Annotated in this window: 11 protein-coding genes; 7 read left to right on the plus strand and 4 right to left on the minus strand. The window is 56.3% G+C overall.

The features are described 5' to 3' along the window. Positions 1–21 precede the first annotated feature (21 nt). From miaA to AC2FNU_RS07470, 5 genes are all read left to right on the plus strand, one after another. Positions 22–915: a tRNA (adenosine(37)-N6)-dimethylallyltransferase MiaA gene (gene miaA, locus AC2FNU_RS07450; protein WP_496786695.1), complete on the plus strand. Its 894-nt coding sequence runs from the start codon at positions 22–24 to the stop codon at positions 913–915. A gap of 342 nt (positions 916–1257) precedes the next feature. Then, on the plus strand, positions 1258–2928 hold the full coding sequence (locus AC2FNU_RS07455; RefSeq protein WP_496786697.1) for an ABC transporter substrate-binding protein: 1671 nt from the start codon (positions 1258–1260) through the stop codon (positions 2926–2928). A 135-nt stretch (positions 2929–3063) separates the two neighbouring features. Continuing rightward, on the plus strand, positions 3064–4110 hold the full coding sequence (locus tag AC2FNU_RS07460) for an ABC transporter permease (protein WP_496786698.1): 1047 nt from the start codon (positions 3064–3066) through the stop codon (positions 4108–4110). A 13-nt stretch (positions 4111–4123) separates the two neighbouring features. Further along, positions 4124–5587 (plus strand): ABC transporter permease, encoded by a 1464-nt coding sequence (locus tag AC2FNU_RS07465; RefSeq protein WP_496786702.1) that lies wholly within the window; start codon positions 4124–4126, stop codon positions 5585–5587. A gap of 91 nt (positions 5588–5678) precedes the next feature. Further along, a complete protein-coding gene (locus AC2FNU_RS07470; protein WP_496786706.1) occupies positions 5679–7766 on the plus strand; it encodes a dipeptide ABC transporter ATP-binding protein in 2088 nt (695 codons plus the stop codon). 121 nt (positions 7767–7887) lie between these two features. Here the strand turns inward: AC2FNU_RS07470 and AC2FNU_RS07475 are convergent, their stop codons facing one another. The 3 genes from AC2FNU_RS07475 to AC2FNU_RS07485 all read right to left on the minus strand — a co-directional run bounded on the left by AC2FNU_RS07475 (position 7888) and on the right by AC2FNU_RS07485 (position 10641). Continuing rightward, positions 7888–8874: an MBL fold metallo-hydrolase gene (locus AC2FNU_RS07475; protein ID WP_496786708.1), complete on the minus strand. Its 987-nt coding sequence runs from the start codon at positions 8872–8874 to the stop codon at positions 7888–7890. Between the two features lie 129 nt (positions 8875–9003). Next, complete coding sequence (locus AC2FNU_RS07480) at positions 9004–9966, minus strand: LuxR C-terminal-related transcriptional regulator (protein WP_496786713.1); 963 nt, start codon at positions 9964–9966, stop codon at positions 9004–9006. Between the two features lie 96 nt (positions 9967–10062). Further along, positions 10063–10641 carry a lytic transglycosylase domain-containing protein gene (locus tag AC2FNU_RS07485; RefSeq protein WP_496786716.1) on the minus strand — a complete coding sequence of 193 codons (579 nt, stop codon included), beginning with the start codon at positions 10639–10641 and terminating at the stop codon, positions 10063–10065. Between the two features lie 203 nt (positions 10642–10844). Here AC2FNU_RS07485 and ssb point away from each other — a divergent pair, with 203 nt between their 5' ends. Together ssb and AC2FNU_RS07495 are read left to right on the plus strand one after the other, a co-directional pair. After that, entirely contained in the window at positions 10845–11333 is a 489-nt protein-coding gene (gene ssb / locus AC2FNU_RS07490) for a single-stranded DNA-binding protein (RefSeq protein WP_171174437.1), read from the plus strand. Positions 11334–11351: 18 nt separating this feature from the next. Beyond that, a complete protein-coding gene (locus AC2FNU_RS07495; RefSeq protein WP_496786721.1) occupies positions 11352–12422 on the plus strand; it encodes a site-2 protease family protein in 1071 nt (356 codons plus the stop codon). A gap of 9 nt (positions 12423–12431) precedes the next feature. On the opposite strand, the gene AC2FNU_RS07500 is transcribed toward AC2FNU_RS07495, so the two are convergent. Beyond that, positions 12432–12908, minus strand: a 477-nt coding sequence (locus AC2FNU_RS07500; RefSeq protein WP_496786722.1) for a 3-dehydroquinate synthase family protein, incomplete at its 5' end; no start/stop codon positions are given.

Raw genomic sequence — 12908 nt, forward strand, 5'->3', positions numbered from 1 at the left:
TGAGGATTGAGGCAACCGCACATGACCCAGCAATCAACAGCGCAGTATTTTCAGCACCTGCCGCCTATTCCCGATGACAAACCGGTTCTGATTGCGGGTCCGACGGCGTCTGGTAAATCCGCTCTGGCGCTTGAGATTGCCGAACGGTTTGGTGGTGTGATCGTCAATGCGGATGCCAGCCAAGTGTATGACTGCTGGCGGGTTGTTTCAGCACGCCCATCCGCAGAAGAAGAAGCCCGCGCGCCACATCGCCTGTATGGTCACATCAAATACGATCAGGACTATTCAACCGGTCATTGGGTGCGCGAGGTGACACCGTTGCTACACGGTGAACAGCGTCCAATCATAGTGGGTGGTACCGGGTTGTATTTTACCGCTCTGACTGAAGGCATGGCGCAGATCCCAGCCACACCCCCGGAGATACGGACCGAGGCGGATCAGATGTCACTGCACGACCTGATCACCGGAGTCGACGATGAAACACTTGCCGGTCTGGACATAAAGAACAGGGCACGTGTGCAGCGCGCCTGGGAGGTGCAACGCGCCACCGGCCGCAGTCTGCTGTCATGGCAGGCTGACACACCGCCGCCGGTCTTGAGGTTGAGCGACACGGTACCGATTGTGTTAGACATTGATAAGGCGTGGCTTTTGGCGCGAATAGAACGCCGATTTGATCAGATGCTGGAACAAGGCGCCATTGAAGAAGTACGCGCTATGCAAGACCGGTTTGATCCCAACCTGCCAGCTTGCAAAGCAATCGGGGTACCAGAGCTCAGAGCCTATCTGAACGGGTCAATGACACTCGATCAAGCCCGCGATCGCGCAACGATTGCGACACGGCAATTCGCTAAACGACAACGCACCTGGTTTCGGGCTCGTATGAAGTCATGGAATCACATCGACCCCTCAAAATGATACTAAATCTGGCGCCGTTCTGACCTCTATCCGTCAAGATTTCATAAGTATCTGTTTTTAAATACCTTTTCATCTCAATCTGCGACAAGCTTGGAAGTAGTACCGCACGAACCCAAAGCTCGCCGCGGTTGCGTAGCAACATGTTCAACTTGGCGAGAATGTCGTTTTTGTACTCCCAATGACGAATTCGAACATTGACCTAGGCCGAATTCTGGTGCCGAATACCGCCATGGGGATGCACAGACACCAACAATCAGAACCCTTTGATCTGGCGACAGGTATCAACCAAGTCGCGTAGAACTAAAATCAATCAACAAAATGAAATGTCACAGGGAGACATCTATGACGAATGACGTAACCACCAACGACAAGGTGCACTGGGCGGCCGAGATGCACGCACAGGAATACCGTGATGGCAAGCTAAGCCGTCGTGAGTTCCTGACCCGTGCCACTGGTCTGGGCGTTACCGCTGCAGCTGCATACGGCATGATCGGCCTTACCGCGCCTGCTAATGCCGAAGGCGAAGATGCCAAGAAAGAAGGCGGCACTCTGCGCGTGCAGATGGAAGTTCGTGCGCTGAAAGAGCCACGTACATATGACTGGTCTCAGATTGCAAACGTGTCCCGCGGCACACTTGAAAACCTGGTCGAGTATAACTCGGACGGTACATTCCGCGGCATGTTGCTGGAAGGCTGGGAGGTCAACGAGGACGCCACAGTTTACACGCTGAAAGTTCGCCCGGGTATCAAGTGGAACAATGGCGACGACTTTACCGCAGACGACGTGGCCCGCAACGTCGCAGGCTGGTGCGACAAGAGCTCGGAAACAAACTCGATGGCTGGACGCTTTGCGACTTTGGTTGACGAGTCGACTGGCCAGGCCATCGAAGGCGCCATCGAAGTTGTCGATCCGCTGACCGTGAAGTTGAACCTGCCAAGATCCGACATTTCTTTGATTGCCGGTATGGCTGACTATCCTGCGGCGATCATTCACAGCTCTTTCAGCGAAACCGATCTGCTGAATAATGTCGGCACCGGCCCCTACCTGATGGACTCTTTGGAAGTCGGTGTGAAGGCTGTGCTGGTTCGCAATGAAAACCACACCTGGTGGGGCGAAGAAGTATTTGGTCGCCCGGCGCTGGATCGCATCGAGTATATTGACTACGGCACCGATCCGTCAGCTTGGCTGGCAGCTCTGGAATCAGATGAAGTCGACATGCTGTATGAATCGGTTGGCGAATTCATCGATGTGATGGATGGGCTTGGTTACGTGAAGTCCGAAGTTGTGACCATGAACACCATCGTGATCCGTCCGAACCAACTGGCGGAAGTCGACGGCAAACAGCCCTACGCTGACAAACGTGTGCGTAAGGCCCTTCAAATGGCCGTCGACAACTCGGTTTGCCTGGAACTGGGCTTTGGTGGTCGCGGCTCGCCTGCTGAAAACCACCATGTTGGTCCGATCCACCCGGATTACTTTGAACTGCCTCCGCAGAAAGTGGATCCGGAAGGCGCTCGCAAGCTTATGGAAGAGGCCGGTATGGCCGATTTCGAGCACGAGTTGATTTCGATCGACGACGACTGGCGCCGGAACACGACAGATGCTGTCGCGGCGCAGCTGCGTGATGCGGGTATCAACGTCAAGCGGACTGTTCTGCCGGGTAACACCTTCTGGAACGACTGGGCGAAGTATCCTTACAGCTCGACCAACTGGAACCACCGTCCGCTGGGCGTTCAGATCTGGGCGCTGGCTTATCGTTCGGGCGAAGCGTGGAACGAATTTGGCTGGGCCAATGAAGAGTTCGACTCGATCCTGACGGAAGCTCTGGCCATTGCTGACGCGGACAAGCGCCGCGAGGTGGTCGCCAAGGGCGAAGCCCTGATCCAGGAAGAAGGTGTCACGATCCAGCCATATTGGCGCTCGCTGTACCGTCACATGAAAGACGGCCTGGTGGGTACGGACATGCACGTGTCGTTCGAACACCATCACTACAAGTGGGGTTGGGCCGCTTAACGCCAGCCTGCTTCTCACAAGGGGCGCCTGATCGGGCGCCCCTTTCCAGCCGCAGACGTGCCGACACGGGGTCGGATGTCCGAGGCCAGAAAATGGTCCACTGATCTGCGGAACACCCGAACAACAGGGGCCAACATGGGACTCTTTATCCTCCGACGGTTCGGCGTGATGCTACTGACAGCATTGTGTCTTACTTTCGTGGTCTTCTTTTTGACCAACCTTTATCCCAACCTCGAAAAGCTTGCCAAAACGCAAGGCAACCAGCGGATGTCCGACGAGCAGGTCGAGACCTGGTTGGAAAACCGTGGCTATCTTCAACCCACGCTGATCAAATATGGCCAATGGCTGGGTGTGATGCCCGGATTTACCAACACGCTTGATGACGGAACGTTTTTGGGTACATGTGTGCGTCCCGGATCGACCGCAGAGAATACCGCGCGCTATTGCGGTGTCTTGCAAGGGGATTGGGGCTATTCCACGGTGTTTAAGGACGAGGTCGGTAAAATCGTTGGCGTGCGCCTCGGCAATACGGGCTACCTGATGTTCTGGGTCTTGGTCCTGATGGTGCCTTCAGCCCTGTTGGTTGGTGTTCTGGCCGGGATGCGCGAAGGGTCAGCCATGGATCGGTCGCTGTCGACCTTCTCGATCATCACGACTGCTACCCCTGAATATGTATCCGGCGTTATTTTCATCGCGATCTTCACCTCTTCGACCGTCGGATTGAAATGGTTCAAGGGTACCGCGACATCAGCGATGGAAAACCCGACCTTCGAAAACTTCTTCCTGCCGGTACTGACAATCTCACTATACGGGATGGGCTATATCGCCCGCATGACACGCGCTTCGATGACCGAAGTGATGACGGCGCAATATATCCGAACTGCGCGCCTCAAGGGTGTGTCCTTCGGCAATATCGTCATGAAACATGCGTTGCGCAACGCGCTGATCGCACCTTTCACTGTCATCATGCTGCAGTTCCCATGGCTGCTGAATGGTGTTGTGATCGTCGAAACCCTCTTTAACTACAAGGGCTTTGGCTGGGCGCTGGTTCAGGCTGCGGGCAACAATGACATCCAGCTCTTGCTGGCGATTTCTGTCGTGTCGGTCTTTGTGGTGCTGATCACCCAGCTGATCTCGGATATCGGCTACGTTTACCTTAACCCGCGTATCCGCATTTCTTAAGGAGGGTGAGATTATGGAACCATTGACCTGGACCGGCTCTATCGCCTTCCTGAACCCACTTCTGATGATCGCGCTGGCTGCGCTGGTTATCTCAATCGTAACGTGGATCGTTGCCAGCATCTTTCTGCCTGAACAGCAGATGGTCGTAAATTCAGATGGCTCCGTCAGCTCGAGCGGCGGCATCCGCGGTCTGATCAATCTGGCACTGCACTACAGCTTCCTTGCCTGTGTCGGATTGTCGATTGCCTATCTGGTGCTTGGTGTCCTGATGGGGACCGGTGCCGGAATTATCGGCGCGATTTCACAGCAGTTCCTGCCCGTTTGGGTGGCGTTGATCATCATGTTCGCCATGTCCATCGCGTTCAAACGGCGGCTGGGACTGTATGGCAAACTTTATGACAGCCCCATCGGCATGATCGGCTTTGGCCTTGTGATGTTCTGGGTGTTCACCGGCATCTTCGGTGCACTGGACCTGATCGTTACACATGACCCGCTTGTTCAGCTGTCTGGCATGAAGAACAAGGTCCCCGGCACACCCATTCCAAACCCTGAAGAAGGCCAGTTCGCCTGGTATCTTTTGGGCGGAGACAATCTGGCACGCGACGTATTCAGCCGCATGGTAAGCGGTGCCTGGATCGTGGTGCAGATCGCTCCGTTGGCGACGATGTTTGCCTTTATGGTGGGTATCACCTTGGGCCTGCCCGCCGGATACTATGGTGGTCGTCTGGACACGTTCCTGTCGTTCCTTGCAAACCTGATCCTCGCCTTCCCGGTTATTCTGCTGTTCTACCTGTTGGTGACACCGGAAATCGTGGCGACAGGCGTGCCGAACTATATGGCCGCCGTGCTGTTCGTGTTCCCAATCCTGTTCATCGGAGTATTGCTGAATTCGCGCTTCTATACGCGCCCGAATTTCCGCACACCTCTGCTGATCGGGGTGCTGGGTGTAGCGATATGGTTGTACTTGTCGCTGATCTCGACTGGCGGTTACATCATCAACACCGAGAGTTATCGAATTTGGGGGCTTCCGACTTATCTGGATCTCTTCGATATTCCCGGCGGTATTCTGGTGGTGTTCGTTTCGGTGGTCTTCGTGAACTCGCCCACGGTATTCCGTATCGTGCGTGGTCTGGCGCTGGACATCAAAACCCGAGACTACGTCGCGGCGGCGCAAACCCGTGGCGAAGGCCCCTGGTACATCATGCTGTGGGAAATTTTGCCAAACGCGCGTGGTCCACTGATCGTCGATTTCTGTCTGCGTATTGGTTACACGACCATCCTGCTGGGAACCTTGGGTTTCTTTGGACTGGGCCTGCCACCGGAAAGCCCGGACTGGGGTTCGACGATCAATGAGGGGCGCAAGCTTCTGTCGATCTACCTGCACCCTGCCCTTCCGCCTGCATTTGCCCTGCTGTCGCTGGTTCTTGGTCTGAACCTGCTGGCTGACGGTTTGCGCGAAGAAAGTCTGAAGGACTGATGTGATCGAGGCCGGGGGCTCTGCCCCCGGACCCCCGAGGTATTTTTAGCCAGATGAAGGGGATCCCCGCATTTGGTGAGGAGTAAGAAAAATGAGCAAAATGGCGGATTATGACGGCCCGATCCTGGAGATCGACAAGCTGTCTATCTCATTCTTTACCCGCCTGCGGGAAATTCCCGCCGTGATGGATTTCTCGGTCAGTGTGCAGCCCGGCGAGGCTGTGGGCTTGGTCGGCGAATCCGGGTGCGGCAAATCTACCGTGGCGCTGGGTGTCATGCAGGATCTTGGCAAGAACGGTCGGATCGTTGGTGGTACGATCAAGTTCAAAGGTCGGGATCTGGCGGAAATGTCGGCGGAAGAGTTGCGCGATATTCGCGGCAATGAAATCGCGATGATCTATCAGGAACCGATGGCCTCGCTGAATCCGGCGATGAAAATCGGCAAACAGCTGATGGAAGTGCCGATGATCCACGAAGGCGTGAGCGCGGAAGAAGCCTATTCGCGGGCTTTGGAAGTGGTGACGGATGTGCGTCTGCCTGACCCGGAGCGTATGCTGAATTCTTTCCCGCATCAGCTTTCAGGCGGTCAGCAGCAGCGGATCGTGATCGCGATGGCGCTGATGTCAAAACCGGCGCTGCTGATCCTGGACGAGCCTACAACCGCGTTGGACGTGACCGTTGAGGCCGCAGTTGTCGAACTGGTCAAGGATCTTGGCAAAAAGTACGGCACGTCGATGCTGTTCATTTCGCACAACCTCGGGCTGGTGCTGGAAACCTGTGACCGTCTGTGCGTGATGTATTCGGGTGAAGCGGTCGAGCGCGGTTCGATCAAGGACGTGTTCGACGAGATGCAGCACCCTTACACGCAGGCGCTGTTCCGCTCGATCCCGTTGCCGGGCGCCGACAAGAACTCGCGCCCGCTGGTAGCCATTCCGGGGAACTTCCCCCTGCCCCATGAGCGGCCTCCGGGTTGTAACTTTGGGCCGCGCTGCGACTATTTCGAAGAAGGGCGCTGTGACGCCAAAGACATCCTTATGGAAGCCGTGCCTGGAAACGACAGGCACCACACACGCTGCCTGAAGTTCCAGGAGATCGACTGGAATGCCCCCATCACTGTGGGTGAACAGAAAGAGAAAGGTGAGATTGGCCGGACCGTCCTGAAGATGGATAACCTCAAGAAATACTATGAGGTTGCGGCAAACGCTCTGTTTGGTGGCGGCGAAACGAAGGTTGTTAAAGCCAACGAGACCCTGAGCTTTGAGGCCCACGAGTCCGAAACGCTTGCAATTGTTGGCGAGTCTGGCTGTGGCAAGTCCACCTTCGCCAAAGTTCTGATGGGGCTTGAAACTGCAACAGACGGTCAAATCCTTCTGGACAACCGCAACATCGAACAGGTGCCCATTGAAGAACGGGATGCCAAGACTGTTGGCGAAGTTCAGATGGTGTTCCAGAACCCGTTCGACACGCTGAACCCGTCGATGACCGTAGGGCGTCAGATTATTCGAGCGTTGGAGATCTTTGGCGTCGGAAACTCTGAGGCCGAGCGCAAGAAGCGGATGCTGGAACTTCTGGATCTGGTGAAGCTGCCGCGCGCCTTTGCTGACCGGATGCCGCGTCAGCTATCCGGTGGCCAAAAGCAACGTGTGGGGATCGCCCGCGCCTTTGCTGGCGATGCGCGCATCGTGGTGGCGGACGAGCCGGTCTCGGCCTTGGATGTGTCGGTGCAGGCGGCCGTGACCGACCTGTTGATGGAGATTCAGCGCGAGCACAAAACGACGCTGCTGTTCATCAGCCATGACCTGTCCATTGTGCGGTACCTCAGCGACCGGGTGATGGTGATGTATCTGGGTCACGTGGTTGAACTTGGGACCACAGATCAGGTTTTTGCCCCGCCCTACCACCCCTATACCGAGGCGCTGCTGAGTGCGGTTCCGATTGCCGATACGTCTGTCGAGAAACAGCATATCGTTCTGGAAGGCGACATACCTTCGGCCATGAACCCGCCCCCGGGTTGCCCGTTCCAGACACGATGCCGCTGGAAGTCCGAAGTGCCGGATGGACGCTGCGAATCTCATGTGCCACCGGTACAGACCCTTGCGGACGGCCATCAGGTGAAATGCCATCTGTCCGAGGAAGTCCTCGCGCGGATGGAGCCGGTGATCAAAGTCGCGGCAGAGTAATCTTACTGTTCAGATTAAGAAAGGGCCGGTCATTGACCGGCCCTTTCTGTTAACGCCGTGTTTTTTGGGGAGATAGACGGCGCTTGGGAGTAATGCGTGAGTGGCAGCCCCCGGTGTGTCCTCAGCCTGTCATGACATTGTTTCCGAAGTGCATGAACTCTTGGTTCATTCCGGCAACGTCACCGGCCTCAAGCTGCAAGCTGGCGCTTTCGAGCATTTTATAGCTTTGCTGCCCTTTCACCCAATCGTCCGCCGATTGCAGCGTGGTCAGGGTGTAAGACGTGACCTCGTTCAGGTAATGGGTGGGAATGATAACCTTGGGCTTGAGCTTGGACACAATGTCATTGCCCTGCTCAAAGCTGAGAATATGTTCCGAACCGTCCACCGGCAGCGTCAGAACATCCACCTGTCCGATGGCATCCCAAAACTCCTGCGGGGGGTTGTGACGGTTGTCGCCCCAGATCAGCGTGCGAATGCCCCCGGTTTCAACCAGATAGACCACCATGTCCATATGGCCCACATTGTTCGGCGGACAGGCTTCTGCCCCGAACTCGGCTAGTGCATTGGTCCAATCATACCACCCGGGCGCGACACAGGCGTGCTTGTCTGCAAAGCCGGTGATCTTGAGATCGGCGAACTCAAAATTACCCACCATCCGGTCCAGAACCATGGTCGAACTTGGCCGTTCAATGGCGTCATGGTCAAAATGCGCGTGGGTCGACAAAGTGATATCCACAGGGATCTGAGGGAACTCGTTTCGGAACCACAACCCCCACGCCCCCGACGGATCATCACGCCAGGGATCGAACAGAACAGTCGCCCCGTTGGGTGACGTGATCTTGATAGCGCAATGACCATAATAGTCGATACCAACCGCGCCGGTGCTGGCCTGCCCGGTTGACCCCTGCAGGTCGATCACATGGTTGTTGTTCCCCGGCTGCAACCACGCCTGTGATTGCGCTTGGGCTGGGTTCGCCCCCAAAACAGAAGCTGTCGCGCCAACACCAGCAGCGCCCGCGGCCATGAAGAACGACCGGCGCGAAAGCCCCGGTGCCAGGTGATCCTTGTCCCCTTTCATGATGGTCGGCTTCAGATCCTTGCGGTCCATGGGATGTTCCTCTCTGTTGGAAGGGTGCAGTTCGTCCGCACCTCATGGCAGAGGGTAACAAGCCAGGGCATATCGGCTCAGACCGAAAAAATAGGGGTGAAATATGGGGGCATTCCCCATATTCGATGATCACGAAATCGAGAGCAGATGACTGCGCAGGTTCTGATCACGCCCTTCAAGCCCCAGCTTACGGCGGATGTTGTTGCGGTGGAAATCGATTGTCGACGTCTCTCGGGACAGGGCCTTGGCAATGTCTTTGGTTGTTTTTCCAAACATAACCATCTGCGCGATCTCAATCTCGGTCGGGGTCATTACTGCGAAGGCGTCCGTTAGTTTGTCTGACAGAGACGACGTAATCTCGCTCAGGTTTTTTTCGGCCAGATCAAGATAGACATTCTGCGCCTCGTCATCGGCAAGTTGGGCGCGCACCTTCTCAAGATATGGCAAAACCCGGCCACGGACCTGTTCGACGATCTCGTAATCGCGGCTCTTTCGATCATCCTCCAGACTGGACAGCAATACCCGCAATGCGGTGTTTGTTTCCTGCAACTCGCGCGTCCGATCCGAGACACGGGTTTCCAGTTGTGCCAGCGTTTCGTTCAGCTTTTCTTCCAGCGCGCGGCGCAGGTAAACCTCTTGCAACAAAGCCAAATCTGACTCGACCATGCGCGCAAACTGGGTCAACCCTTCGCGAAACAACAACGCCCTGCGGTTTTGTTTGCGATCAAGAACGCAGATTGTGCCAAACACCGATCCATCGGGCCACTTCAACGGCAGCCCGATGTAGAACGTCATCCCGTGTTCCAGGTCTTCGTTGTCGGCCCAAACCGGGTCGCAGGAGGCATCCTCGACCACCAGCTCTCCGTCCCGTTGAAGCACGCCCTGACAATAGAGCTTGGGATTCAACTGAAAACTCATCCCAACCGGATAGGGGTTTTCCGGATGGTCCGATGTAATCAGAACCGCATGATCCGGCGCATCGGTCTTCATGATCAGGCTTGCAGGCACGTCTGCCAACTCAGCCACCAGATCAACCAATTGTTGCCAGTTGACCAGCGTTTCTTTGGGAATCTGTGGGTGATCAGTGGGCATGGCGGACCTCAGCTGTGACTGGGCGATACCCGATCAGGTTAGTTGGTCCGAATGCAGAGAATCAAGAAACGCGCCCTCTGCGCCGCAGCATGTTGGTTAGCCGCCCCAGATGACCTTCACGTAATTCTGGGTTTCTTTGTATGGCGGAATGCCACCATGCTTTTCGACCGCCTTTGGACCCGCGTTATAAGCTGCTAAGGCCAGTGGCCAGGATTTGAACTTACGATATTGCCACGACAGGTAACGTGCCCCACCCTCAAGGTTTTGCTTAGGGTCGTGTGGGTTGACCCCTAAAAGCTCGGCGGTCTGAGGCATCAGCTGCGCAAGTCCCAGCGCGCCTTTGTGCGATTTCGCATGCGGGTTCCAGCCGCTTTCCTGCTGCACGAGGCGCAGAAACAGATCTTCGGGGATGTTGTGTAGCCGGGCTGCCTGACGTGCCAGATCCAGATACTGCCCTCGGTATTTTCCTGTGTAGCGCTTGCTAACCTGGGCACGAGACGTTTTCGGCTTGAGACGCTCAGAATCCCGATACTGCGTGGCTGCTCGAGAATCCAACACCTTGGATTGCTTCAGGAAAATATCCTTACGGCTTTTTGTGGACAGCGTTTGCGCCTGTACAGGCGCAATAGCCAGCACAAGGCAGACAACAGAAAACCCAGCAACCCAAGAACGCATCAATGCCAATCCTGCTCGATCAGAAACCAGTCGGAGTATAGGTATTCCCGCAAAAAATGAAAGCTTGGTAAAGAAGACAGTAAGACTCTTGTTCGACACTGTTGTATCAACATGTTTCAACCATGATGCAGGCCGTATAGGGTCTCACGAAACAAGGCGCGCCAGATTCGGCGCATATAGGCGAAAACAGAACGAGGAATTACATGGCGGGTTCAGTCAACAAGGTCATTCTGGTCGGCAATCTTGGCCGCGATCCCGAGGTTCGGTCGTTCCAGAACGGCGGCAAAGTATGCAATCTGCGCATTGCCACCTCGGAAAACTGGAAAGACCGAAACACGGGTGAGCGTCGCGAACGTACGGAATGGCATTCGGTCGCCATCTTTTCAGAGCCTTTGGCCCGCATTGCCGAGCAGTATTTGCGCAAGGGCAGCAAAGTCTACATCGAAGGTCAGCTGGAAACCCGCAAGTGGCAGGATCAGTCCGGTCAGGACCGGTATTCGACCGAAGTGGTCCTGCGCCCCTATCGCGGTGAATTGACCCTGTTGGACAGCCGCGGCGAAGGTGGCGGCGGCAGCGGCGGTGGTTATGGCGGCGGCCAGGCTGGCGGCGGTTATGGCGACCCTTACGGTGGTCCGTCCAGCTCACCGGCACCCGCATCGGGCGGAATCGACGACGACGAGATTCCGTTCTAATCGAAACGGAGATACAACATGACATGGTCCTTCTCTCTCGGCCGATTGCTCGGATCCGAACTGAGGGTCCATGTCACCTTCTTTCTGCTGTTGGCCTGGGTTGGCTTCGCGGCCTATTCAGCTGGCGGTCTGCCGGCCGCCATCGACAACCTTGTATTTGTCCTTGCGCTGTTTGCGTGTGTTGTCGCGCATGAATTTGGTCATGCGCTCATGGCTCGCCGCTATGGCATCAAAACGCCTGATATAACCCTGTTACCTATTGGCGGGTTGGCCCGGCTGGAACGCATGCCGGAAAAACCGATGCAAGAGATCTATGTCGCGCTTGCGGGTCCTGCGGTGAACATCGTCATCTGGATCGTGCTTGTTGCCCTTGGCGCTGGGACACCATTTGAAACCTTTTCGCAAATAGACACGCCTGGCACAGGGTTGTTGGACAGGCTGGCCTATATCAACCTGCTGCTGGCTGCGTTCAACATGATCCCCGCCTTTCCTATGGACGGGGGCCGTGTGTTCCGCGCCCTGCTCTGCTTGCGTATGGACCGGGTCAAAGCCACCCGCGTGGCAGCTATTGGTGGTCAGATCGTCGCCATCGGGCTTGGTTTCCTCGGCCTCAGTTCGGCGAACCCCATTCTTGTCCTGATTGCGGTGTTCGTTTTCATCGCTGCCAATGCCGAAAGCCAGGATGTCGCCTTGCGGTCCGCAGCCCGCCGCGTGTTGGCCCGGGACGCCATGATCACCGAATTTCACGCTCTGTCCCCCAGCGACACGCTCAGCACCGCAGCGCAAGCCGTCATTCACACGACACAGCACGAATTTCCGGTTCTGGATGCAGATCGCACACTTCTTGGTTTTGTGACGCGGGATCGATTGTTTGCTGCCCTCGCCAGTGATCTGCCCAGATCAACAGCAGCACTTTCGGTGATGGATGCCGATATCCCCTCGGTTTCGCTGACGACCGGGCTGGAGGGCGTGTTAGAGCATTTGCACAAAGGCGCACCGGCCATCGCAGTTGTCACCCAGGACGGGCGCATGGTGGGCTATATCACCCGTGAGAATATCGGTGAACTCATGGTGATTCAGGGCCGCTAGGGCCCTGTTTCACACAGTTGCCAAAGCGTCTGACAGGACTGACAGAACGGCGTCTTTCGGAACATCAGACGTGACAAAAGCCTGCCCGATGCCGCGCGCGAGGATAAAGCGCAATTGCCCATCCACAACCTTCTTGTCCTGCCCCATCAGTTCCACCAGCGCATCGGCACTTGGAAGATCACCCGGAATATCAGCAAGATCGGTTTTCATCCCCATCGCGCGCAGATGTGCCCGCACCCGGCTTGGGTCTTCCTGCGAACACAAGCCAAAACGCGAGGAGAGTTCAAACGCAAGCGCACAGCCGATGGCGACGCCTTCGCCATGCAGCAACCGGTCGGAATACCCAGTTGCCGCCTCAAGCGCGTGGCAGAACGTGTGCCCCAGGTTCAGCAAGGCGCGATCACCCTGCTCGGTTTCATCCCGTGCCACGACATCGGCTTTCATCTGCACAGAACGCGTGACCGCCCGCACCCGCGCTGCCATATC

It is taken from the genome of Ruegeria sp. BHSB064, assembly GCF_059613205.1.